General features: G+C 52.3%; 23 protein-coding genes and 1 pseudogene. 14 read left to right on the top strand and 10 right to left on the bottom strand.

Annotated features, from left to right (window positions below; genetic code table 11):
- The first annotated feature begins 151 nt into the window (after positions 1 to 151).
- The 4 genes from NP77_RS21280 to rluF all read left to right on the top strand — a co-directional run bounded on the left by NP77_RS21280 (position 152) and on the right by rluF (position 4812).
- Complete coding sequence (locus NP77_RS21280; protein WP_008924564.1) at positions 152 to 1042, top strand: MurR/RpiR family transcriptional regulator; 891 nt, start codon at positions 152 to 154, stop codon at positions 1040 to 1042.
- A 206-nt stretch (positions 1043 to 1248) separates the two neighbouring features.
- Complete coding sequence (locus NP77_RS21275; protein WP_008924565.1) at positions 1249 to 3222, top strand: autotransporter domain-containing esterase; 1974 nt, start codon at positions 1249 to 1251, stop codon at positions 3220 to 3222.
- A gap of 137 nt (positions 3223 to 3359) precedes the next feature.
- Positions 3360 to 3830, top strand: coding sequence for a GNAT family N-acetyltransferase (locus NP77_RS21270; protein ID WP_003848151.1), 471 nt, complete (start codon positions 3360 to 3362; stop codon positions 3828 to 3830).
- Between the two features lie 103 nt (positions 3831 to 3933).
- A complete protein-coding gene (gene rluF / locus NP77_RS21265) occupies positions 3934 to 4812 on the top strand; it encodes a 23S rRNA pseudouridine(2604) synthase RluF (RefSeq protein WP_039661613.1) in 879 nt (292 codons plus the stop codon).
- Between the two features lie 53 nt (positions 4813 to 4865).
- Here rluF and NP77_RS21260 read toward each other — a convergent pair whose 3' ends face one another.
- Positions 4866 to 5924, bottom strand: a complete 1059-nt coding sequence (locus NP77_RS21260) for an SDR family oxidoreductase (RefSeq protein WP_003848155.1) — start codon at positions 5922 to 5924, stop codon at positions 4866 to 4868.
- 97 nt (positions 5925 to 6021) lie between these two features.
- On the opposite strand from NP77_RS21260, the gene NP77_RS21255 reads away from it, so the two are divergent.
- Entirely contained in the window at positions 6022 to 6924 is a 903-nt protein-coding gene (locus tag NP77_RS21255) for a LysR family transcriptional regulator (RefSeq protein WP_039661611.1), read from the top strand.
- Positions 6925 to 7149: 225 nt separating this feature from the next.
- On the top strand, positions 7150 to 7821 hold the full coding sequence (locus NP77_RS21250; RefSeq protein WP_008924568.1) for a hypothetical protein: 672 nt from the start codon (positions 7150 to 7152) through the stop codon (positions 7819 to 7821).
- Between the two features lie 81 nt (positions 7822 to 7902).
- Here NP77_RS21250 and NP77_RS21245 read toward each other — a convergent pair whose 3' ends face one another.
- Positions 7903 to 8754, bottom strand: a complete 852-nt coding sequence (locus tag NP77_RS21245) for a Vmh family MBL fold metallo-hydrolase (RefSeq protein WP_008924569.1) — start codon at positions 8752 to 8754, stop codon at positions 7903 to 7905.
- A 146-nt stretch (positions 8755 to 8900) separates the two neighbouring features.
- On the opposite strand from NP77_RS21245, the gene NP77_RS21240 reads away from it, so the two are divergent.
- Together NP77_RS21240 and NP77_RS21235 are read left to right on the top strand one after the other, a co-directional pair.
- Complete coding sequence (locus NP77_RS21240; protein WP_008924570.1) at positions 8901 to 9797, top strand: LysR family transcriptional regulator; 897 nt, start codon at positions 8901 to 8903, stop codon at positions 9795 to 9797.
- A 21-nt stretch (positions 9798 to 9818) separates the two neighbouring features.
- Positions 9819 to 10238 carry a VOC family protein gene (locus NP77_RS21235; RefSeq protein ID WP_008924571.1) on the top strand — a complete coding sequence of 140 codons (420 nt, stop codon included), beginning with the start codon at positions 9819 to 9821 and terminating at the stop codon, positions 10236 to 10238.
- Positions 10239 to 10329: 91 nt separating this feature from the next.
- Here the strand turns inward: NP77_RS21235 and gabP are convergent, their stop codons facing one another.
- Together gabP and gabT are read right to left on the bottom strand one after the other, a co-directional pair.
- Positions 10330 to 11745: a GABA permease gene (gene gabP, locus NP77_RS21230; RefSeq protein WP_003848167.1), complete on the bottom strand. Its 1416-nt coding sequence runs from the start codon at positions 11743 to 11745 to the stop codon at positions 10330 to 10332.
- A 76-nt stretch (positions 11746 to 11821) separates the two neighbouring features.
- The gene (gene gabT / locus NP77_RS21225) at positions 11822 to 13108 is read right to left on the bottom strand and encodes a 4-aminobutyrate--2-oxoglutarate transaminase (RefSeq protein ID WP_003848168.1); all 1287 of its coding nucleotides are present in this window, start codon (positions 13106 to 13108) and stop codon (positions 11822 to 11824) included.
- 110 nt (positions 13109 to 13218) lie between these two features.
- Here gabT and NP77_RS21220 point away from each other — a divergent pair, with 110 nt between their 5' ends.
- Together NP77_RS21220 and NP77_RS21215 are read left to right on the top strand one after the other, a co-directional pair.
- Entirely contained in the window at positions 13219 to 14709 is a 1491-nt protein-coding gene (locus tag NP77_RS21220; RefSeq protein WP_181162234.1) for a PLP-dependent aminotransferase family protein, read from the top strand.
- Between the two features lie 94 nt (positions 14710 to 14803).
- Entirely contained in the window at positions 14804 to 16180 is a 1377-nt protein-coding gene (locus NP77_RS21215) for a glycoside hydrolase family 10 protein (protein ID WP_003848170.1), read from the top strand.
- Positions 16181 to 17204: 1024 nt separating this feature from the next.
- Here NP77_RS21215 and NP77_RS21205 read toward each other — a convergent pair.
- The 5 genes from NP77_RS21205 to NP77_RS21190 form a co-directional block, all read right to left on the bottom strand.
- A complete protein-coding gene (locus NP77_RS21205; RefSeq protein WP_100228827.1) occupies positions 17205 to 17522 on the bottom strand; it encodes a hypothetical protein in 318 nt (105 codons plus the stop codon).
- A gap of 134 nt (positions 17523 to 17656) precedes the next feature.
- Positions 17657 to 18037: a hypothetical protein gene (locus NP77_RS21200; RefSeq protein ID WP_008924575.1), complete on the bottom strand. Its 381-nt coding sequence runs from the start codon at positions 18035 to 18037 to the stop codon at positions 17657 to 17659.
- Between the two features lie 442 nt (positions 18038 to 18479).
- The gene (locus NP77_RS23585) at positions 18480 to 18773 is read right to left on the bottom strand and encodes a hypothetical protein (RefSeq protein ID WP_110411916.1); all 294 of its coding nucleotides are present in this window, start codon (positions 18771 to 18773) and stop codon (positions 18480 to 18482) included.
- Positions 18774 to 18808: 35 nt separating this feature from the next.
- Complete coding sequence (locus tag NP77_RS21195; protein WP_033761272.1) at positions 18809 to 19000, bottom strand: hypothetical protein; 192 nt, start codon at positions 18998 to 19000, stop codon at positions 18809 to 18811.
- A 73-nt stretch (positions 19001 to 19073) separates the two neighbouring features.
- On the bottom strand, positions 19074 to 19337 hold the full coding sequence (locus NP77_RS21190; protein WP_152333553.1) for a hypothetical protein: 264 nt from the start codon (positions 19335 to 19337) through the stop codon (positions 19074 to 19076).
- A gap of 932 nt (positions 19338 to 20269) precedes the next feature.
- Here NP77_RS21190 and NP77_RS21180 point away from each other — a divergent pair.
- Entirely contained in the window at positions 20270 to 21931 is a 1662-nt protein-coding gene (locus NP77_RS21180; protein ID WP_039661608.1) for a hypothetical protein, read from the top strand.
- A 29-nt stretch (positions 21932 to 21960) separates the two neighbouring features.
- Positions 21961 to 22377, top strand: coding sequence for a hypothetical protein (locus tag NP77_RS23170; protein ID WP_072040386.1), 417 nt, complete (start codon positions 21961 to 21963; stop codon positions 22375 to 22377).
- Between the two features lie 47 nt (positions 22378 to 22424).
- Here the strand turns inward: NP77_RS23170 and NP77_RS21175 are convergent, their stop codons facing one another.
- On the bottom strand, positions 22425 to 22769 hold the full coding sequence (locus NP77_RS21175) for a hypothetical protein (RefSeq protein WP_039661607.1): 345 nt from the start codon (positions 22767 to 22769) through the stop codon (positions 22425 to 22427).
- 1211 nt (positions 22770 to 23980) lie between these two features.
- Between NP77_RS21175 and NP77_RS21170 the strand changes: the two genes are divergently transcribed.
- Both NP77_RS21170 and NP77_RS21165 read left to right on the top strand, forming a co-directional pair.
- The gene (locus NP77_RS21170; protein ID WP_039661606.1) at positions 23981 to 24178 is read left to right on the top strand and encodes a hypothetical protein; all 198 of its coding nucleotides are present in this window, start codon (positions 23981 to 23983) and stop codon (positions 24176 to 24178) included.
- A pseudogene (locus tag NP77_RS21165) lies at positions 24144 to 24395 on the top strand (DUF4113 domain-containing protein); the annotation flags it as partial. The gene NP77_RS21170 and the pseudogene NP77_RS21165, both read left to right, overlap by 35 nt.
- Positions 24396 to 24533 lie beyond the last annotated feature (138 nt).

The raw sequence follows: 24533 nt of genomic DNA, 5'->3' as shown, positions 1-24533 counted from the left end.
GATGTAGGAGTAGTGTTTAAACCCTGGCTTTTTCAGGTGAAATGTAAAGCGTAATGAGGCTTTCACTACATTTTTGAGGCCTGAAATTGTCACGCCTTGATCAGGCCGGGAGTGAGCATTACAGATTTGTAAGGTCAGCAGCAGGAGCAGCATGAAACAGAACAGACCCGTTAAAAACAGAGTGGATGTGGTCGCTGAACGCCTTCGTGCCCGCGAAAAACAGCTTTCTCCGCGTCTGCTGGCCGTAGCGCGCTATATCGATCAACAGCGGGAAACGGTACTGGAGAGCACCGCGCTTGAGATCGCCGTAGCGAATCACACCTCTGATGCCACTGTGATCCGCGCTATTCAGGCTCTGGGTTTTAGCGGTCTGCGCGACCTCAAACAGACGCTTAAGGCCTGGTTTGGTCCCTCGCTGACTTCAGAAGATAAGATGATCACCACCGTCAGTGAGGTGACCAGCGATGTGAACAGCGCCATCGACTTTGTGCTGGATGGTCATCGTTATGCCTGTGAGGTGCTGTCGCAACCGCATAATCGGGTGGCGGTAGCGGATGCCGTCGCGCTGCTGGGCGAAGCGCGGGAAGTCGCTATCTTTGGCATTAATGCCTCGGGGATTCTTGCGGACTACAGCGTGCGGCTGCTAAACCGTATTGGTCTCCCCGCCTTCTCCCTGAATCGCGCCGGTATTGCACTGGCAGAACAAATGCTGGCGCTTCAGCGCGGCGATGTGCTGGTGATGATGGCCCAGCAGTCTGCACACCGCGAAGGCACGGCCGTGGTGCGAGAAGCAAAGCGGCTCGACATCCCGGTTATTCTGCTGACTAATGCCACCGACTCCTTTTTTGCGAGAGAAGCGGATGTAGTGATCAATGTGCCCCGTGGCGGTGAGAAGGGACGCATTCCCCTGCACGGCACGATTATGGTTTGCCTGGAGATGCTAATCCTGTCGGTGGCTTCCACGCTGCCGCAGCGCACGGTGAAAACTATGAAGCGTTTACAGGAACTCAATCGCGGGTTGAAACCCGTCAGCAAAAAGTAGTCATCACTACTGAGCCGAAGCGGTATGCCTTTCAGGTTAACCGGATTTTCCGGCTCATCTTTAAGCCAAATTTTTCGGCTTTGCGACCGCGATCGCGTCTTTTCTGCCGCCCATTTTCTGAGACGACTACGCTTACAGCTTGCTGCGCCAGTGGGTGCGGTTACGACGCTTTTTTTCTCAAAATTTTGATTTGTGCGGAGCTGCTGATGAAACCCCTTCACGCGCAATACCTTTTCTGCTGTGCGACCCTGAGCCTGTTGTCCCCGTTACCTGCTGCGGCATGGAGCGATCTCACCGTGTTTGGCGATAGCCTGAGTGATGGCGGCAACGTAGGCCGCTTTACCTACGATGGCGCGACTCATCCGCTTTATGACGAGATTCTGGCGCAGTCGCTGGGCGATACCCTGCGTCCCTCATCCCTGGGTGGTAACAACTATGCCGAGGGTGGCGCGGTTGCAGTGCCGGCGATCAATCCGCTGTTTAATACCCAGGATCAACTTGATAGCTATCTTGCGGCGCGTGGGGGACGGGCTGACCCGAACGGTCTCTACATTCACTGGATTGGTGGTAATGATCTGGCGGCAGCAGCCCTGGCGCCGCTGGCTGCACAGCAGATTGTGGATAACAGTGCCAGTGCAGCGGCCTCACAGGTCAGCCGGTTGCTGAATGCCGGGGCCGGAACGGTGATTGTGCCGACGGTGCCGAATGTGGGAGCAACGCCTGCTTTGTTGCAGGCGATATTGCAGGTACTTGGCCCGGCTGCGCAACCCGCGACGGCGGCGCTGTTTCAGTCGCTGAGCACCACCACCACGCCTGACCGGGCCGCAAGAGAGCAGGCGATTGAAACCGCGCTAAACGAGGCGGCAGGACAGGTCTCTTCGATTCCACTTATCCGGGATGCTCTTGCGCAACAGCTGATTGCTGCCTGGCAATTACTGAGTCAGGAGGCTGCGACACTGACCGATCGTTACAATCAGGCTGAAGAGCAGGGTCTGCTGACAGCACGCGGGAACATCGCGCGGGTGGATATCAATGGCCTGTTTAATGAGGTGATTGATAATCCGCGTCTGTATGGACTCAGCAATACGGCGGGCATGGCTTGCCCGCCAGGTGTCTCATCAATGGACTGCACCTCCTCGACGCCTGGATTTTCTCAGTCACAGCAATATCTGTTCGCCGACCGGCTGCATCCCAGCCCGGCAGTGCATGCGCTGATCGCCGATTATATTAAGTCGGTGCTGAATGCGCCGCTGCAGGTGGCGGCGCTAGCTCAGGCACCGTCGATGCTGGTGGGCGATGCGCATAACACGCTCGACGGTCATCTGCAGCAGCAGCGTCAGCAGCCCGCCAGCGCTGGCGAGTTTACTGTGTTCGGCGGTTATGCCGGGCAACAGCGAGATTTTCGCGGTGACAGCCTGCTTGATGGCGATGCCACCAGCGCCACTGGCACCGTAGGTGTGGGCTATCAGCTGACCGATCACTGGCAGGCCGGCGCGATGCTTTCCGCCACCTCGCAACGCCAGGATCCTTCGTCGCGCTTTGATTACCGTTTACGCGGCAATCTGGTGGCGCTCTGGAGTCAGTTCAATTATCTCGATGGCGGATGGATTAATGCGGATGCCCATTATGCCGATCTCAACTTTGATGATATTGAGCGTCAGATCAGGCTGGGACCCGCGACACGTACTGAAAAGGGCAGCAGTGATGGCAAAGTGCTGGGAATGCGGGTACAGACCGGCTGGGATTTGCCGCTGGGTCGCTATGTCTCCACCGGCCCGATGGCAAGCTATGCGCTGGATTACACCCAGGTCGATGGGTATAAAGAAGAGGGGAACAGCAGTACTTCTATGCGCTTTGGCGACCAGACACTGCATTCCCAAATCGGCTCCGTCGGCTGGCGTATCGACAGTAAGGATTTGTTAATCAATCCCTGGGCGCAGGTCAGCTATAACCACCAGTTTGGTGATACCGACTCTGCCGTCACCGCCGGACTGAAATCGACACGCACCGCCTTTACCCGCAACAGCGGCTCGCGTGACGATAACTGGATCGATATGGCGGTCGGGGCGAGTGTGCCGATTGGCGCATCGGTCAATGCCTTTGCGGGCGTCTCAGCAGTGGCAGGCAACAGCGACACGCATCAGGTGACATGGAACGTCGGACTTAACGCCCGCTTTTAACTGCTCTGCTTTAAACTCTGTCGTCTGTCATTACGCAAAGAGGTAATGGCTGACGACATCTGAACCTGTCAGGGATTGGAGATCCCCGCATCGCGGTGTGCTAACGTAACGGCTCTGTTCAGGAGCCGGAGGGCATCATGATTGTCAGACAGGCATCGCCCGAAGAGGCGCACACGTTATGGAATATCCGTAATCTGGCTATTCGCCACGGCTGCCAGCACGTTTATCCTCCCGATGTCCTTGCCGCCTGGACGCCGGACCGCATGCCCGCCAGCTTTCCTGCGATGATTCGCGTGAATCCCTTCTTCGTGATTGATGGCCCGGACGGCGTGCCGGTGGCGACAGGATCGCTTGATCTCGCTGCCGCCAGTGTCGAAGCCATTTTTACGCTGCCAGGCTTTGCCGGACAGGGAATGGCGGGCCGGATCATTGACACTATCAAAGCGGAGGCGCTGCAGCGTGGATATCGCCGCTTAACGCTTGAGTCGACGCCAAACGCCGTGAGCTTTTATGAGCAGCATGGTTTCCGGCCGCTGGGAGAAAGTCTTTATCCGTCAAAGCTGGCGGGCTGCGCGTTGCGTTGTATGGAGATGTCGATTGACCTGTAAATGCGGACCACGGCCAGGCGGGCAAAAAGTGGCAAAAGTTTCCCGTACAAAGGCTTCGCAACCCCCCGCCGGTAAGGTATAGTCCGCGTTTTTTGGAGGAATCATGCTGACTGACTCATCAACTCGTCTCAATAAATACATCAGCGAGAGCGGCATCTGCTCTCGTCGTGACGCCGATCGTTATATCGAGCAGGGCAACGTTTTCATTAACGGCAAACGCGCCTCTGTGGGCGCGCAGGTATTTGCAGGCGATGTGGTGAAAGTGAATGGTCAGCTGATCGAGCCGCGCGACGAAGACGATTTGGTGCTGATTGCCCTGAACAAGCCCGTCGGGATCATCACCACGATGGAAGAAGGCGAGCGCGATAACATCAGCGACTTCGTCAATCACAGCAAGCGCGTCTTCCCGATTGGCCGACTCGATAAAGATTCTCAGGGCCTGATTTTCCTCACCAATCATGGCGATCTGGTCAACAAGATACTGCGGGCCGGTAACAATCACGAAAAAGAGTATGTCGTGACTGTCGACAAGCCGATCACCGATGAATTTATTGCCGGGATGAGCGCAGGCGTGCCGATGCTGGGCACGGTGACCAAAAAATGCAAAGTGAAAAAGGAAGCCCCGTTTGTCTTCCGCATTACCCTGGTTCAGGGGCTGAATCGCCAGATCCGTCGTATGTGTAAGCATTTCGGCTTTGAAGTGATGAAGCTTGAGCGTACCCGCATCATGAACGTCAATCTCAAAGGGTTACCGCTGGGTGAATGGCGCGATCTCACCGACGACGAACTCGTAGAGCTGTTTAAACTGCTGGAGAACTCCTCGTCAGAAGACAAACCGGCGAAGAAAGCCAAAGCCTCGGCGAAAGCTGCCGCCGCGAGTAAGCCACAGAAGCGTGCCGCTAAACCGGCTGAAAAAGCCGATGCGAATGGTGCTTCACGCAAGCGCTTTGTGCAGCCGGGACGTAAGAAGAAAGGGCGCTAAAATCTTCCTGAGGCAGAGAGCGATATTCCCGCTCTCTGCGCTTTACCGTTTTATCACGGAATCATTCGCGATGACCGGAAGTGGGCAAACAGATCGCAGAACATCTCATCCGTTGCACGATAACCGTTAAAACCTGCCCGACGCAGCTTGCTGCCGTCGCCAAACATGTCGTAATTCCAGCCAAAGACAAAATCAGCGAAAGTCCCGTCACTCAGCGCCAGAATATCGGCCTCGACGAGTGTGTTATCTGCAGCGATGTCTCGCCACAGCGTACGATAGTCCCTGAACATCTGGCGGAAAGAGAGTGAAACGGGCGGCGCGATATCCAGCGCAAACCATTCTGCAATGACAGGCCACAGCTCGCTCCAGCGCCAGAGATCGCCGTTGTTAATATTAAACGCCTGATTGCGTGCGTCAGCGTTGCGCGCTGCCCAGATCGTGGCGTCAGCCAGCAATGCCGCATCGGTAAAATCCACCATACTGTTCCAGGTTTCCAGCGAACCCGGGAAGCGTAAAGGCAGCTGAGCTGCACGACAGATTGAAGCATAGATTGCCAGACTCAGCGCCAGATTCATGACGTTGCCTGACCGGTCACTGCCGACCACGCCGGGCCGTGGTGCGCTCCAGTGCCAGGCTTTACCCTGCTGTTGTGCGCTCAGCCAGTTCAACTGAGCGGCGTTGAATTCGGCACCGGGCACGCCGGGATCGCTTTCCCGCGCCGGCGTCTTAAATCGTCCGAGATGGGCGCCATACACTTTGTATCCCTGCATCAGGCTGACATGCTCAAGCGGAGCGATATTTTCAAGGGTTTGCACCAGATTTTGCAGCATGGCGAGATTTGGACCGACCATCGACTCCCAGTCGGCGGCATTCAGCCATGCGCTGTAAAAGATATGGGTCACATCAGTCAGTGAGGCCAGCCGTTCATGGCTCTGCTGCACGTCGCGCAAATCCACCGCGATAACCTCGGTTCCGCTTATCGCCAGGTCTGACTGATGCGTCAGCGCGGTCACCTGCCATTGATCGGCCACCAGCGCCTGGCTGAGTTGCTGGCCGATAATCCCGCTGGCCCCTGCTACCAGCGCAACCTTTTTATCCTGCGTCATTTTCATGATCATTACCCTGTTAAGAGAGAAGCCGCATTCTCACCTGCGCGTTATTCTGATTAAATCCCCTGAACCGGATATCACTTATCAGGAAAATCAATAAATGCAGAACAAACTGACTGCGATTCAGACCTTCGTCCGTGTAGCGGAAGCGGGATCCTTCTCAGCGGCGGCACGGCAAAATGGCATGAAGCAGTCGGCGGTGAGCCAGCAGATCGCTGCACTTGAGGAGGCCTTGGGCGTAGTGCTGCTACACCGAACGACGAGAAAAATGGCGCTCACGGAGCAGGGTCAGCACTATCTGCAGCAGGTCAGGCAACTGCTCAGTGCGATGGAGGAACTTGAACAGCAATTGCGGCCTGGCACGCAGCCGCTTCACGGCAAACTGCATATTCAGCTGCCGAGCGGCTTAGGGCACCGGTTGATGCCGCATCTGATCGCCTTTCAGCAGGCGCATCCTGCGCTGCATCTGAATATCGCGCTTGAGGATCGTCTTTCAGACCTCATTGCGGAGGGCGTTGATGTGGCGATCCGCCTTAGCGAGTCACCGCCTGCCACGCTGGCGGCCCGTTCGCTGATCACGGTTGAAACCGTACTGGTGGCTTCCCCTGAGTGGATAGCGCAAAACGGTATGCCGGAAACGCCCGATGACTTACAGCGGCATCCTCACATACGTTTTAGCGGTATTTCGCCTGATGCGCCGCTGCAGCTGGTGTCCGGGATGACAGGTGTGTCTGTTCCCGTGAAAAGCGTGTTTCGTTCTAACAACAGTGAGGCGTTAATGCAGGCCCTTGAGGCGGGACTGGGGATCGGCGGATTACAGCTGCTGATTGGCGCAGATGCGCTGGCCTCCGGCAGGCTGGTACGGGTTTTACCGGACTGGCGGCTTCCCGACCGCTATCTTTATGCCGTTTTCCCTGACGCCCGTTTTATCCCTGATAAGGTTCGTAAGCTGGTGGCGGAAGTGAGTGAGCTGATACGTACAGCAGGCCAGAGCATCAGTTAACAGCATTAAGAAAAGGAATAAGTTCTGCCCTCAACCTAAGGATAGCCTGTCACCTGAGTGGGATGGTGATAGACATGGACTGATTATTTGTTGAGCCTTCCGGCTACCAGAAGCACCGGGCTCACATCATAGTGACGATCAGTTCAGACTGTTTCAGAACAACGACACTTTTCACCCTGATCAGGGCGTGGCAGGATAAGCGCAATCTATCAAGGAGTGTGCCTGATGTTACTGAAGGGTATGAACGATCCGCTGCTGAAAGCGTATCAGCACCCAAAATCGCGGATGATGATCAGCCGTTTCAGGGGACTGGCGGGAGATCGAAAACTCAGTGACTGGCAGGCATTCTGTATTCTGGTCACCGGCTTCACCAATTACTGGTTTGTACAGGCGGGTCACTTCACCATCAATGTTACTCTGACCAAAACCCGCCAGTTCGATTTCCTCCAGGATTTTCTGCATTTCACCGTCACGCTGGATGGATTGATTGGGGATGAACATTTTCGCACGCCTGACTTTGTGCTGCCGCATTACGATGTGCCGTATGAATTCTGTCGCTGGCGCAATAAGCGTGGCTATGACGCGTTAACTACCTATATCAGTAAACAGGGCGTGAAATCCCATAAAGGCATGTTTGTTGCCTCAGAAGGGATATCTCCGGATGAGAAGGTGATGAAATGGGAAGGGGTGGTGAACGTCTATGACAAAACCTTTTTCAGTATCGCTAACTTCAATACAACCCAGGCGTTCCTGATCAAGGACATCAGCCGGGCTATTCAGGAAGGATTACTGAAGCATCTGAGTTTTTACCGCGATCTGTTTCACTATATCTTCCCGACTCCGGCGGAAGCGCGGTTGCAGGCGCGTGATGACAGGCGCTATCTCACAAAGAATTAGCGCCTGGACCTCTCTGCTTTATTCCAGGGCGTTAACCGCTAAACGGCTGCGCACGCTGCGGTTAACTGACCCGTTACAGATTTACCACTTCATTTCGCCAGTATTTACTTTGGCGCTGAGTTCCAGTGATGCCGGCTCAGCCAGTTTCGGCCAGGCCGTATTCATGGCGGCAATCACGCCAGCTGAGGTTTTGTGCTGTGACAATGCCGTTTCAAAACTCTTCAGGTAATTCAGTGTGAAATCCACAGCCTGGGAACCCTCAGGACGTGCCCCGAGGTAGTGACCAGGAATGACATTCGTTGCGTTCAGCGTCTTCATTTCTGTCAGGATATGACGCCATTCTGCACGGCTCTTAACGGTCTGGGTGTCAGCGGTCCAGACATGAATACCGGAAGCAAGGCCCGTACCGCCCAGAATGGTGCGCACAGAAGGGATCCATACGTAGGCAGCGTACTGCTCAGGATGACGCAGTTCCAGCACCTCGCCGTCGACGCTAAAGCGTGTCTGTTGAGTCACTTCAGGAACAAACACTTTATCCGGCGCGCCCTGCTTCATCTGAGGACCCCAGTATTTCAGTTTGGCATCATGCGTCTGCTGGATATGCTTCACGACCGCAGGCGCGGCAACCACTTTCACATCCGGCCAGGCCTTAACAATCGGTTCCAGACCAAAGTAAAAATCAGGATCGCCAGAGGTGATCACCACTTCCTTCAGCTTTTTACCGCTCTTTTTAATCATCTCCACCAGTTTCTCACCGTCCTGGGTGCTGAACTGTGCATCAAAAAGAATTGCTTCGGTTGGCCCGGAAACCAGTGTGGAAGAGACAGGGAAAATGCCTTTCTCCTGCGGATTATAGGTTTCCAGTTGCAGAGTGGCGGCGTTAGCGGAAGCCGAAGCCAGAATTAACATCACAGGTAACAGTGTGGTTTTCATTGTGAATCCTCAGAAGTAAAGGCCCGCTTCAGGCATCTGCATCGGGCGTTGTTCAGTGTCGATGGCGCTATTCTACGCCTCTCGCCATCTGATAGAATTCCCGCAATCAGAGATGCTGAGTTTCATAATCCGAACAGGTGAACGAGATGGACAGAGTGACGGCAGCCGCTGTTTTCAACCGAATCTGTGAACTGGGTAGCCTGAGTGCCGCCTCACGTGCGCTGGGGATCTCTCGTCCGATGGTCAGCCGATATCTGGAGGAGATGGAAAGGTGGGCGGGAACACGTCTGCTGCATCGCTCTTCGCGTCGGCTGACCCTGACGCCTGCCGGTGAGGCGACCCTGCAAAAGACCCGTCAGCTGGCCCTGCTCTCAGAAGCGATCCAGCAGGAGACCACGCAGGGCGTGCCGGCGGGAACGCTTCGCATCGCCTGCGCCCACTTCACGGCGCTGCATCTTGTCGGGCCGGTGATCCCTGACTTTCTGGCACGCTATCCTGCACTGCGCATTGAGCTGGACATTAATAATCAGCCCGTGAGTCTGATCAGTGAGCGTATCGATCTCGCGATTCGTATTACGGATGCGCCAGAGCCGGGCGCTATCGCGCGCCGCCTCGGGGAATGTCGCTCTGTGCTCTGCGCCTCACCGGAATATCTGCAGAAGCATGGCATACCGCAAACCCCGGATGATCTGACGCGGCATAACTGTCTTTACTACAGCCAGTTCGCCGGACAAAGCTGGCATTTCACGGCGGCGGATGGAGAGAAAATCACGGCTGCTGTTAAGGGAAACTTCAGTGCTGGCATCTCACTACTGTTGTGTGATGCAGCCATTGCACATTGTGGGATAGCAATGGTACCTGAGCAGGAAGCCCGGCGCGCACTGGAAGCGGGTAAGCTGGTGAGCTTACTGCCCGATTATGAGCCCCGGCGCATTGGCATCTGGGGACTGTATCTGTCGCGCGAGCATCAGTCTGCCGCCCTGCGGCTGATGCTGGATGAACTGCAAAGAAGTATTGGCGGTGAGAATGAACAGCGATCGTAACAGACAAAAACGGATGCCTTTATGAGTGATAACAACAATATGTACTGGAATCGCATGGTGCCAGAACTCACCGTCACTGACTTCGCCGCTTCGATGCACTTTTACACTGTGGTGCTGGGCTTTGAGGTAAGGATTCAGCGTCAGCAGCCTGACTTCGCATACCTTTGCTATGGAGAAGCACAATTGATGATTGAGCAGTTCCATCCGCAGGGCTGGAACACCGCCGGGCTGCACTGGCCGCTTGGCCGGGGCATTAATTTCCAGATCGAGGTGGACGACATTGACGCTGTATTAACGCGTTTGCAGCAGCATGCCGTGCCACTGTTTCGTGAGATGCGGGATAACCATTATGACACTGGCGAGACGATTGCCTGTCAGAGGGAGTTTTTGGTACAGGATCCGGATGGGTATCTGCTGCGCTTCAGCCAGTATCTGGAATAAGCTTTCAGATTTTATTCTGCATATAAAAGCAGAAATGCCCACCTTTGCTGTGAAAGGTGGGCATCATTTACTGTTTAAGAATTACCAGAGATTATGAGGGGTCGGAAGAACGCTGAGTAAAGTATTTCGTTCGCTGGCGAACCTCTTTTTTACGACGCAGAACCAGGCTGGTGGCGATAATCACCAGCGTTAACCCGCCGGTTGCCAGAAGCTCAGACTGATGTTTCGGATCACACAACATAATAATCAGCACTGTCACAATAAAGAGAATAGTGACCCAGGTCAGGCCCGGGAATAGCCACATGCGGTAGCTCAGGACTTCTCCCGCTTTCTCACGTTTTTTGCGCAACACCAGATGTGACGCAGCAATCACCAGATAGACCAGCAGTGCAATCGCGCCTGATGTCGCCAGCAAAAATTCAAACACGGCGCTGGGCGCCAGATAATTCGCGATGACCGCCAGAAACGCAGCCGCCGTAGAGAGCAGTACGGCAACCCAGGGTGTGCCACTGCGATTGGTGCGTGAAGCAGCGGCAGGCGCATCTTTACGGCGTGACAGCGAGTAAAGCATACGTGAAGAGGTATAGAGTGCGGAGTTGAGACAGCTGCACACCGCCATCAGCACCACCAGATCGACAATCAATCGTGCGTGCGGAATGTTCATCGCCTGTAATGCCGTCTGCCATGAACCCTGTTCAACCAGTCCTGGCGTGTTCCACGGTACCAGCGCCACCACAAAGAAAATGGAGAGCAGGTAGAACAGCGCGATACGCCAGATAACCGAATTGGTTGCCTGGGTGATCTGCTTGCCAGGATTCTTCGACTCGGCAGCCGCTATCGTGACAATTTCTGTGCCCATAAATGAGAACATGGTGGTCAGAATGGCCGCGACAACGGCGCCGATACCATTCGGCATAAAACCATGTGTGTCATAAAGATGCGACAGGCCACTGGTGTTACTGTCCGGCAGCAAACCAAATACTGCCGCACCCGCCACGCCCAGGAACAGGATGATGGCAACGACCTTGATCAGGGCAAACCAGAATTCGAACTCGCCATAATTTTTCACGCTGAGCAGGTTGGTGATGGTTAGCAGTAATGTAATGGCGAAAGTGAACTGCCAGATGGCGATATCGGGGAACCAGGCATGCAGAATGGTGCCTGCCGCATTGGCCTCCAGCGGAATTACCAGCACCCAGAACCACCAGTAAAGCCAGCCGATGGTAAAACCGGCCCAGCGTCCGAGAGCTTTATCTGCATAGGTTGAGAACGAGCCGGAGTCGGGCGAGGCAACAGCCATCTCAGCCAGCATTCGCATGATCAATACGACCAGGGCACCCGCCGCTGCGTAAGAGATCAGGACCGCCGGGCCCGCTTCAGAAATTGCGTGGCCGGAGCCAACAAACAGTCCTGCGCCAATCACACCAGCAATTGAGAGCATACGCACGTGGCGCGGTTTCAGGTTTTGGGCGAGCGAATCTTCATTCGCATTCTGAGTCATCGTCATGTAAACGTCTCCAGACGGCGTCCGGCCTGTGAGACCGGACGAACGGGGATAAACTTGCGTTAACGCGCCAGCGAAATCAGGCTGGGACGACGGGATGTCCGGCAGATGCGACACAGTGATTGATCACCGTGGAGAGAATGGTCAGCGCCTGGCTGAACTGGGCATCCGGAATGGTGAGCGGGTAAAGGAAGCGGATGACATTGCCTTTGGCTCCACAGGTCAGCAGCAGCAGGCCCTGTTCCATTGCCATCTTCTGAACGGCCTGCGCGGTGCTGGCCTGATAAAACTCCATGGCTACCATCGAACCCAGCGCACGCACGTCAGCAATATCCGGATGCTTGCGCTGGTGCTCCTGCAGCTCAGCTTCAAGCCGGGCACCGAGTTCAACGGCACGCTGACAGAGCTGCTCCTCTTCAATCACATCCAGAACCGCGTGCGCTGAAGCGATAGCCAGCGGGTTTCCGGCATAGGTTCCGCCCAGCCCACCAGGCGCAGGCGCATCCATGACTTCTGCACGACCTGCGATGGCAGAGAGCGGCATCCCGCCAGCCAGGCTTTTGGCCATCGTGATGATATCGGCCTTCACCGGATAGTGTTCCATGGCAAATAGCTTGCCGGTGCGGGCAAATCCGCTCTGCACTTCATCTGCAATCAGCAGAATGCCGTGACGGTCAGCCAGTTCGCGCAGCTGCACCATAAACTCTGCCGGTGCCGCATGGAAACCACCTTCGCCCTGTACCGGCTCCAGCACGATTGCGGCGACGTCATGCGGTGCAATGTCCTGAGTGAAAATTTCGTCGAGGCTGGTCAGCGCGGCCTCAATGCTGATTCCCTGAACCGCGCTGGGATAGCGTGCATGAAACACCGACGGCGGCATCGGGCCGAAATCGCGTTTATAAGGCGCCACTTTCCCGGTCATCGCCATGGTCATAAAGGTACGGCCATGGAACGCGTTACCAAAGGTGATGATGCCGTGACGGCGGGTAAAGGCACGCGCCACTTTCACCGCATTTTCTACGGCTTCCGCGCCGGTTGTGAAGAAGGCGGTTTTCGCCGGCCCAGCGATTGGCACCCGCTGATTAATGCGCTCGGCCAGTGCGACATAACTTTCATAAGGCGTGATCTGGAAGGCCGTATGAGTAAACTTTGTTAACTGTTCGGCAATCGCCTGTTCAATGCGTGGATGGCGGTGGCCGGTGTTCAGCACTGCGATGCCGCCCGCAAAGTCGATCCAGCTGTTACCGTCCTGATCCCATAAGGTGGCGTTCTCTGCCCGGGCAACGTACCAGTCGCATAGCGTACCGATACCTTTGGGAAGAGCCTGTGCTTTGCGCTGCTGCATCAGGTTATTTTTTTCGCTCATTTATTCCACCTCGTTAATATGCGTGTTTACAATTCCCGACAAACACGTTTATTTATGCCTGAGGCGCGGTGAGTTGCCAGAGCCAATTGTGAGAGGAAAGGTGGAGCCAATTGCGACTGTTGTACGCAGATCATCTATTAGCACGGTTACAGTTTCTAAGAACGGGCTCATTACATCAGCGACTGCTGAATTGTATGCAGGCCGCGATCATTGAAGAGGTATTCCCGCGCGGAAGCCGTTTGCCGCCAACACGCGATCTGGCGCGGGAACTGGGCGTGTCGCGGAATACCGTTATGCATGTCTATGAGAGCCTGATGGCGCAGGGTTATGTCACGGCGCGAACCGGCAGCGGCACCTGGATTGCCGAGACGCTGCCGGAAAACTGTCTGCAGAGCGATGCGATTGCCGATCTTCAGGCTGTGAAGGCGCAACGACCGGCGACGCTGTCAAAGCGGGGCGCCACGCTACTCGGTCATGCAACCGCATCACCTTATCAATGGGGCGCATTTGTTCCTGGCGCACCGGATGTCACTGAATTCCCCCATAAGCTATTCAGTCAGATTCAGGCGCGACTGAACCGCGAACCTGACGTTCACCGTCTGGTTTACAGCAGCGGCGGTGGCTGTCCCGATTTGCGCCATGCGCTGGTGGATTATCTGAGGGTTGCACGATCAGTGCGAGCCGATGCTGATCAGATTCTGATTACGGAAGGCGTTCATCAGGCGGTTGATCTGGTGACGCGGGTGCTCTGCGATCCGGGCGATCGGGTCTGGATGGAGGAGCCGGGCTACTGGGGAACACGGAATCTGTTGCGTATGAATGGCCTGAAAATTCGCGCGATGCCCGTGGACGAGCAGGGCCTGGTGCCGGACAGCGGGCCGCCACCCAAAATGGTGTTTGTGACCCCGTCGCACCAGTATCCACTGGGCGTTCATCTCAGTCTGGCCCGTCGTCAGGCATTGCTCTCTCTGGCACGCCGTCATCAGAGCTGGATTGTTGAAGATGATTACGACAGTGAATTTCGATTTTCGGGACAGCCACACCCTTCACTGCAGGGTCTGGAAGCAGATGCACCGGTTATTTACATGGGTACGTTCAGCAAAACGCTCTATCCCGCGCTGCGTATCGGCTATCTGGTGGTGCCGAAACCGCTGGCGCAGCCATTGCGCATTGCGGCGGCGGAGCTCTATCGCGGTGGGCATCTGTTGATTCAGCGGGCGCTGGCGGAGTTTATCCGGCTGGGTCATTACATGGAGCATATCCGCCGCATGCGGCTGCTTTATCGTCAGCGCCGACAGTTCCTCTGCCGGCTTATCGAGCGCTATCTGGGGCCTGCTTTTTTACCGGCATTCAACCATGAAGCAGGTTTGCATCTGGTGATGCCGCTGCCAGCCGGTGCTGATGACGTGGCGATAGCCGCAGAGGCACTTAAGCGCGGGGTCAAGGTGAGGCCGCTTTCGCAATATTATATGCACCCACAGGAGGAGCGTGGATTACTGCTGGGCTACGCCTGTGTTAATGAGCGGCAGTGTCAGGATGCGTTTGGCACCCTTAAAGCCTGTCTGGCGTCTGCCGGTATTGAATTCACTCCACAGCGCTAGCGGGTTCAGGGCCTGATTTTAATGGCGGCGATTTTACCGTTGCCGCTGTGCTAACGCATTGACATTTAATCAGACTCACCGAGAATACATCTCTTTGCGTCCCGACCAGACAATACTGGAGTTCATCATCGTCTTTAATCTCTTTTCTGCACAGGCCAGAACCGCTATTAAGCGAGGCGCCGCGCTCGCTGCGGCGTTGTTGCTGGTCAGTTGCGCATCTGAGCCGCCGAAATCGCTGGTGACGCCTTTTCCGCCCGTAACAAAACAGCCGCTACCTGCAGGCAAGCCAGACCGCCCTGAGGTGCATGAACCGTTGCGGGGCGTCTGGTTAGCCACGGTATCGCGTCTTGACTGGCCACCGGTAGCGTCGGTGAATGGCAGCCGTCCGGCGGCAGAGCGTATTCGCCTGCAGCAGCAATCACTGACCGACAAGCTGGATAAGCTGAAAAGCCTGGGGATTAACACGGTCTTTTTCCAGGTCAAGCCCGATGCTACCGCGCTCTGGCCCTCAAAAATCCTGCCCTGGTCCGATATGCTGACCGGCAAAATCGGTGACGATCCTGGCTATGATCCGCTGCAGTTTATGCTGGATGAGGCACATAAGCGCGGTATCAAAGTCCATGCCTGGTTCAACCCTTACCGGGTATCGGTGAACACTAAACCCTCTACCGTGAGCGAACTGAACCGCACACTGTCACTTAATCCGGCCAGTGTTTTTGTATTGCATCGCGACTGGATCCGCACCGCTGGCGATCGCTATGTGCTCGATCCGGGTATTCCTGAGGTGCGTGACTGGATTACCAGCATTGTGGCCGAGGTTGTCGCGCGCTATCCCATCGACGGTGTGCAGTTCGATGACTACTTCTATTCCGAATCTGCGGGTTCGCTGCTCAACGATAATCAGACCTTCAGCCGTTATGGTCAGGGTTTTGCCAGTAAAGCAGACTGGCGGCGTCACAATACGCAGCAGCTGATTGAGCAGGTATCTCGCACCATTAAGCAGCTGAAGCCGGAGGTTGAGTTTGGTGTCAGCCCGGCGGGCGTCTGGCGCAATCTGTCACACGATCCCGCCGGTTCCGATACCCGCGGCGCGGCGGCTTATGACGAAGCCTTTGCGGATACCCGCCGCTGGGTTCAGCAGGGTTTGCTGGATTACATTGCGCCCCAGCTGTACTGGCCATTTTCCCGTCAGGCTGCCCGTTACGACGTGCTGGCAAACTGGTGGGCAGAGGTGGTTAAACCCACTAAAACCCGGCTCTATATTGGTCTGGCGCTCTACAAAGTGGGGGAACCTTCAAAAATTGAGCCTGACTGGACGCTTCAGGGTGGTGTGCCAGAGCTGAAAAAACAGCTCGATCTCAATGAATCGAACCCAAATATCAACGGCACCATTCTGTTCAGAGAGAACTATCTGAATCAGCCACAGACTCAGCAGGCAGTGAGCTATCTTAAAAGCCGCTGGGGAGGCTGAAAAAGGCCACATCAGCATGACCAGTGCGGTTAAGTTTTTCCCTGTGACTGACTGCTATTCCTGCGCTATATAACAGTTTCTATTCCATCTGTTTTCTTTCGATTCCCGGCTATTCCGTATATTCACGTGATAGCTGGCGAATCGCATAAAAAACAGGTAATTGATGAGTTTTTGTATTCCGCAGTATTCCAGGTGTTTCTCTTCACTTACTCTTTTTACGTGTACATAATGATGTACATAATTCCCAACCTCCAAAGAATCTATAGCACTCTCAGATGCTGCCCTGAGTTCAATGCCGGGCAAGGAATATGAAAAAGTTCAGGTGAAAACGGATCGCGACGGATTATCTGTCCGGATATCACGTAAAGGCCGAATGATGATTCAATACCGTTATCGCTGGAATGGGCAGGATGAACGTGTCGATATCGGCACCTATGCCCATCGAATACGTGATCAGTTCGTGGCGGGAAAATAGGTCGTCGAAAACAAGAGTGATTATCAGCAGGCATTGCGATCATTTGAACTGCACCTTTTTCCACAACCATGCTGTGTTCCCCATGAGAATGCGCCAGTCAGTATGTGGTCAGACGTACTGGAACTTAAATGATCTGCGCCGCACTGACTTGTTATGGTGGATACGAGTTACGGTGAGGGTGACTCTCGATGCGGGCGCAATCTTCGTGATAGTGCAGGATGTCGCATGTGCGAAACGTCAGACGGCTGCGGCGTACCGGTACCGGGAATATCTGAACCCGTCTTCAGATAATAAAAAACCCCGCAGGGCGGGATTCATTGTTTATCTTTATCGCGATTATCCTGCTCCTGCTTCCATTCAAGGCCGCACTTTCTGCAGGACCATTTCCGATCCGGCTCTTTTTGGGGGCCCGGATAGTTGCAGAAAGGACATGTTCTCGGTTTGTAGGCTATTTTCATTACTCCTTCTGTTATACAGAGTCTGGTTTTCCAGGGAAGTTCATCTTCTGATAACCCCGAAAATTTAGCCGCGCAGACGTTAAAAAGTGTCTCAGTGAGCAGCCTTTGATGATTTACCTGTTTCGTAATTTCGTCTTTTTCCAATCATCCTAATGTAGAAGTCATAAAGCTCTTTGCGCATGTGCTGCTTCATTTCATCAGGTAATGGCTCCTGCGACTTCTTCCACTCATCCAGTTCTGGCTTACAGGTAACATAGGCCTCATCAACGATTTCTTTTGGCGGAATTTCCGACTTAATGAATGGGATAGTGTGTTCATTCAGGCATTTTACTTCTGGCGTTTCGAACGACCGGTCATCCGCTATTACCATCATGGAAAGTAACATTCCGGATAAGAAAAGCCATCTCACCGTTTTTCTCCTTTGATAGATTGTGCAAGTGCCACCCGGATACTACAGCCCAACACTCGTGTAATACTTACTACACGTCTGAATCTAAGTTAATCCTGTCGCGTTCGTCTATACTTCATTCCCCTACATTTCCACTAATTACGCTTAACCCCATAGTCATAAAGAAGCTGCATCAGAACTATGCGCGGCATCTCTTTACTGGATATTCTGAAAGTATTCCTGAGTACAGAGACAATAGTAGCGCTGGAAAGCAGATTGCCTTTGTAATAAATAGACAACTTCTTACCAATGTTCTGCTTTGTGTTGACAAAGAGTTTTTTTCCACACTCATTTCTTAGTGTGAAATCAACATTTTCAGAATCAACCTCATCATTCGGCACGTAACTTATTGATTTTATACATCCTGGTGAGTATGTTTCCTTTGTACCATTTACTTCAAATATAAAACTACCGGGCCCGGCGACAGAGGCAAAAGGAGAGAGCAGGGCAGCGAGAAAAAGCGCGGATTTAAGCATGCAATATCCCCATTCGTAGCATTAAAAAACCATTATAAAACCATGAAGCTTAATGTGCACCTGCCATGCATTCTGGCTGATATCAGGTAGCAAAAACTCCGGCTCATCTGTCAGCTGAATCAGTCATAACCGGTCTTATTCCGACCGCGCCCTTGCCTGTTAAAAATGTCCATCATTTCCGCCACCATGAGTGTGACCAGTATCAGGCCTGATGTCGTTTAAATACCTGTCCGTGCCCGCGATTAAAAAGCTGCTGCAGGTCTTACGCTCAGGCCACCACAGGCTCCGAGTTGTGCGATTTTGCCAGCCAGAATTTAACCAGAAAAGGAGTTCGGACGGGGGCAGCAAACGTTTTTCTTTCTTATGAGACTAAGCAGTTTACATTGGTATGAACGATTGGTCCGGTACCATTGAGGACATAATGGTACCGGCAGAGGCTTTATTAAGAAACAAATGCTGATGCATCTATACTTAGTGTGTAAATATCAGCAGGTATGACCTGCTCCCCGTTGATTGAAGACGTCTGCATGGCCTCAGACAAAGATGACCTGTATAAATCAAGAAGATCTTGAGTTCGGGTTGATTTAGCCTTGAGATCTTCCTCATTAAACATAGATAAGTAGCCAAGGCATTTACCTGAAGCACCAACTTTATCAGTGCTTTTTTCTGCACCAATAACAGTCAAAGAAGTAATCATCATTGAAATAAAAGTTAAAGCTGGCGTTAATCTTTTCATTACTTAAAATTCATTTAGATTAATTGGTGCTTCTATCATGCGCGTGGAAGACTTGGCCACTTCTTGTAAGCGAAAACGTAGAGCATGATGAAATGGATACCTGGGAAGGAAAGCAACAGCGCCATCTTCCATCCGAAACCAGCTTTCTGAGCCATGCGGAAGCAAGGGATAAACATCAGAAACCAGATGATCAATGATAGGGCTGCGAGAGGGTTTGGTTGTTCCATTGAGCGTTCTCCTTGAGTTACATACTTATGGTATCGACTGCCGGCCTAATCATTCACTGGGAATGAACACCGCTTATTGCTTGCGCATCAAATCAATCTGAGCAAGCAGGCGCTGTAATGTGTGAATGTTTTTGTGAAGCAGGTATTGCATTTCAACATCCCAGTCAGGGCATGTAGCAAGATCGGCATTGCACAGTTTTATGACAAAGTGAATTGCAGCTATTTCGTCCCGGCGGCAGTTTTCAGCTATTAAACGGAGTTGAGCATCACTAAGTGTTCCATGTGGCGTTTCAGCCCAGGCTTTTTTAAAGTGCCGGTAAATAGTATCAACTGACATGATCATCATTCACAAGAGTCACTCAGGCATGTTATTGATTATCGGCATACTGGCTGCAAACTTTAACTTTTCTTTTGCATATTCACTCTTTCAGCATAATCAAAAAAGCCCAGCGGAGTGGGCTTTGAGTACGGATTCCATACTATTAATCAGTGTCGCTTCTCATAATGGTTGCCGGTACGAGCATTTATATACTTACCATATTTATGAGAAGAGCCATGTCCGCCTGCATAATGACCACCGCGTGCAAAACTGACAGATGGTGCCAGGAGAGCCAGAGAGATTAGAGCCACGATTGTTTTTTTCATTTATGATTTTTAAACCTTGCCATATGGGAATACCCCATTGGCAATATACGCTTAAGTTTTGGAATAGGAATCCTGATAAAAAAACAGGTCTTTTCGCAGTGACTGGAATTTGTGAATGCTCAAATGATGAGCCGGAATCGATGGTGTAAAGTGTCTGGTTCTGGCAGATAAAACGGAAATGCAGAGCCGAAAAATGCGTATGATAATTAAACGCAGATAGCTGGCTGGTTCAATTAAAGACTTAGTTATAAAAGGAATTATTTGGCATGGATTACGGCTATTGGTTCACTGTAATTGCAATTTTTGTCACTGGGCTTGTAATGGTTATGCAAGCAAACAGTTATTACCGAACTGGTGTCTACACCAAGACTTTCAAAGGCACGTCCAGATGCGAGCTTATCAAGAGGGCTGACCGGCCTCACGCATACTGGTTCAATCTTAGCTTGCATATGCTCGCTGGTGTTGGAGGGGTTTACTTCAGTCTATGGTTTTTGCAATTCGATCCAACAGTGAAGGAGTGGTATGAGGCTCTTATAGAGTCCCTGTCGCACCGAATTTTGATGTTATTTTCTTAAAACCCGACCCGCTCCGGCAGGTTTTTTATGCCCGTAAATTGAGGTTCCTATGGATGTTAAGGCTTACCGTGTAGCCGTGCGGCTGGCGCTGGATGACCAGATTACGTGCAATCTGCTGCAGGTGAGCCGTGATGCGATTGAACTGAAAAAGAAGTTCCTCACCATCACCAGGAACATTAAAGCACTGACCAGTGCGGCACGCGAGGCGACATCTGCGCTGCGGGCACTCAATCGCTCCCTCAATAATATGTTCTCTGGTGCGTCACGCGGCGCGCGTGAGTATGCCGGTGCCATCCGCGAGATTGCTGACCAGACACAGCGCATCAACCGGGCCTCCCGTAATGTGCCACTGCTGGCGGGCAGCTACGGTGCAGCCATAACGTTGCCCGTTCGGGCTGCTGCTGGTGCCGCGGCTGCAGGGGGCAGCAGTGGATATGGGAACCATGGCGGAGGACCTGCGCTGCCTCCTCCTGCAGGAAACAGTCGCTGGTGGCATGGCTGGAATAACGGCGTCCCTCCTGGTGGATGGGGTGGCTCTGGCCACGGCGGTGGTAATGGCCGGCCACCAGGTGGAGGCTCATATTCAGCCGGTATGACCAATCTGGCCACCGGCTATCTGGGCTTCAGCATGCTGAAGGGTTTTGTTGACGAGGCTGCCCGGTACCAGACCATGACTGAGAAGTTCAGACAGTTCGGCATGAGTCAGGCGACCACAGAGGAAGCAATGCATTTTGCCGAAACCACGTGGGTCCGTGGCTCATCGGCTACTGACATGCTGAAGTATCTGGTGGAGGCGCAGGGCGTATTCAGCGAATCCGGCATGAAGTCTGTGGAGGAGCAGCTGCGCGCGGCGAAACTGGCTGCCCCCGTGCTGGCGCGTATCACATTCGCCTCACGCGTTCTGGATGAGCACCAGCGCGAAGCCACGGTTGCGAAGCAGATGGATATGCTGCGCTTTACTGAGACCGCGGGCGGCCTGAAAAGCCCTGAGCGGATTAACCGACTCATTGACGCTGCCTTCCGCGCAATCCAGTCCTCCGGGGGCAATGTCGATTTCACCCAGTACCGTCAGTTTATGGCCAAAGCCGGCACTGCTGCGTTCGGTCTGAGCAATAAAGCGTTGTTTGCCGAGCTTGAGCCGATTATCGGCGAGCTTAAGGGCAGCTCAGCGGGTGATGCGCTGATGACCGCTTACAACCGGTTAAACGGCATTATCAAATTACCTAATCAGGTCACGCATGACCTCATGAAAATGGGTATATGGGATGCCAGCAAAATTGAGCTCAACGGCCTGGAAGGCATAAAGCGCTTCCGTGGCAACCCGCTTATCAATGCTCAGCTCTTCAGCCAGTCGCCGGTTGAATACTATGAAAACGTTATCCTGCCCATCTATCGCCGTAATCATTGCACAGAAGAACAGAAGCAGCGTGAGAATGCCCTGATATTTGGGCGGACTGGCGGCAAGATGTTTAACTTTATTGACAAACAGCTTGAGACTATCCATCACCGTACCGACGCCTATGGCATCGTACGGGGACTGAATGACGCTTATGGTGTGGTCGGCGGCACCTATAACGGTAAGAAAATCGACTTTCAGAAAAAGTGGGAGAACCTGCAGCTGGTGATGGGCAGGGATGGCGGCATGCTGGACACCTTCACACAGGGGCTGGATAACGATGCTGATTATCTGGTTTTCCATGTATTGTTATAGGCCAGAACTTGACTAAGAAGGAGTAAGACTTGTCACGCGATATCGGTATTTACATAGCTAAAAAAAACTTCCCTCCTACTTCTCTTCTTAGGGATTCAATCATTCATGCAGGGTTTCCCTGCGTACTGGATGATGAATTTGATCCTTTAACGTTCAGCGGCTTCTTACCTTGCCCTGTTAATGGTTCAATTTCAGGTTTCGAGTATTATGTACATGTAGTGGATAATGATGGTGAACTTAATGAGTTAAATGCTACCTTCGTTCCGGATTTAGCAATTGTTTTATCAACAGGCAGATATGAACTTGAGTGGGTCTCTGCCTTAGCGACGGCATCCTGTATTGCAAGACTTGCAGGAGGGCTTGTAGTTGATTATTTAACCGGTAATCAATACTTTGCTGATGATGCGGTTAAATGGGCTAAAGCTGAGGTATCGAAAATACAATAGTAGACTGTTAGGGTTCAGTCTTTCGTAACCTGCTACCAATGGCACTGTCAGTTCACGCTGTTATCGCTGGAATCTACGCCGAGATTGCTACTGTTTCCACCATTGTTAGCAGAGCCGCTATTCTGGCAACCTACATACCCTCCAATAGCACCTGGAACTCCGCCATAAACAGCCCCTTCAGCAGCCCCGGCACCCGCGCCTGCTACTACCCCTCCAGGGCCGCCACCGATCCCCGTGACACCGCCACGGATAGCACCGGCCACAGCACCACCCATTGCACCGTTAACACCCCCTTTAATCGCGGCGTTGGTGCAGTTTGAGCCTTCGTAACCTGAGTTAGCATTACCGCCAGAGACGATATTACTTTCATTTTCGGTCAGCTCTCTAAGCATGTCATTTATCCTCTTCTTGAAACTAATTTTGTTACTATCACGTTTGAGATAATTACTGCTACAGCAACTATTAATGAAATGGATAAAGAAGGATGTGAAACGTAAAAAGCACTTTTCGAAATGAACTTAACAATTACAGCTGTAATCGCAACGCAAAAAATTAAAGTAAGTATCTTCTCTTGGATAACTGATTTCATAGTCAAGTCCTCATATTCGCGTAAATAGTATTAACAAAAACATTACATATAAAGAGTAATTAGTTGACAATATGGCGACGTTTTGAAAGAAATGCATACAAAATGTTAACGGTATTTTTTGGAAAGCTTAGTGAAAAATCTTTTACAGCGTTGATTTTTATGGTTATTTATTAAATTTAATTCCAGGCTGGCCCCGTCTTTCTGGAAAGTGTCGCAATATTTTTTGTAATCATGATGACGGGAGATTATAAAATGCGGTTCATATTAACTGAATCTTTCAGGAACTATGAATGTCCGCTCTAAATCAAAAGCGAGCGTTTCCGAAGTGAAGTTTTGTTGCTCTTACAGACTGCAAGCATGCGCTTTCAAAAGACTTATGTCATACATGGCTAATTGAAACGATTATACCAAAGCCGATCAACAGCAGGCTGAATGAATACTTTTGGATTCGCTGCAAATGACGGCTTTTCCAAAAAGCGGCCATACAAAACGATTACTCCCGCCGAATCACCTCTAATGATTTTGTAAATGCGCAGAGAAAAAATTTATGGGTAAGGTAAATTGTCCGCTTCTCGCTCTTTGCAGACTAAAGCAGTAGTAAAATTTGCGACAGAATAAATAACCTGCAAGCCATCTATTGATTCTGCGGGGTGGGTTTTGCGTTGGTAAGCCATCATTGGAGCGGCAATTTAACGGAAGGCATAAAAAAACCCGCGTTACACGGGCGTAAAGTTGTTCAATTGGGGCAAACCATCTATCAGCCCTGGCTGATAACACGGAGGATACACATAACGCCATTATTAGGAAATAGACGTTCAACAATTTATTTCGATTGACTCAGGTTGCAAAGTCAGCTTCGGATATCATGCCTTTAGGATGGCCTCATAACGACCGTCAGATAAAAATTCAGCGCCATCAGACCCTTTACAAATCTGTTGTAAGCTTCGCCTTGATCAAACCTGCCAACTGCAATTACTGTTTATCCATACAGTATTAATCAAAGGGGGAATTATCATGCCACGCGACTACGAAATCATGATGGCTTTCAGGCAGGCGATTAAGCGCGATGCCGAAGGCCGATTTACCATCAGCACGCTCGACTTTTTAAAAGAGCCTGGCCGGATGAACTGGCATTACACACTTAACTCTGCGAATAAGTGGATAGAGACACACACGACACCGGCATATGAAACTGGGCGTGATGCTTGGTGACTTCTTCAGCCAGGGGGTGGCTCAGCTAAGTCTGTTTGACGAATATCAGCCGCAGGCGAATAGCGAAGCTCTGATGCGGGTGATTGATGGGCTCAACCAGAGCGGCAAGGCCAGTCTTTTTTTTGCAGGGCAGGGTATCCAGAAATCCTGGTCAATGAAGCGGGATATGCTTTCACCGGCATATATCACAAGGGTTTCGGACCTGCCGGTGGTGTGATGATTATTTCGCATTTTCACGTGTAGTGGCATGGAGATACGCAATAGTTTATTACTGCCAAAACAGGGTGGCTCAATCTGTTTGTGGCTTTCGCCCTCTGTCATGCCTGGTTCACTGGTCCAATTATCGCGCATCATG

This window comes from Pantoea sp. MBLJ3, assembly GCF_000816655.1.
GTDB lineage: Bacteria > Pseudomonadota > Gammaproteobacteria > Enterobacterales > Enterobacteriaceae > Pantoea > Pantoea eucalypti.
Note: the sequence above shows the minus strand (reverse complement) of the source record. Positions and strands in the feature narration are given on the sequence as shown.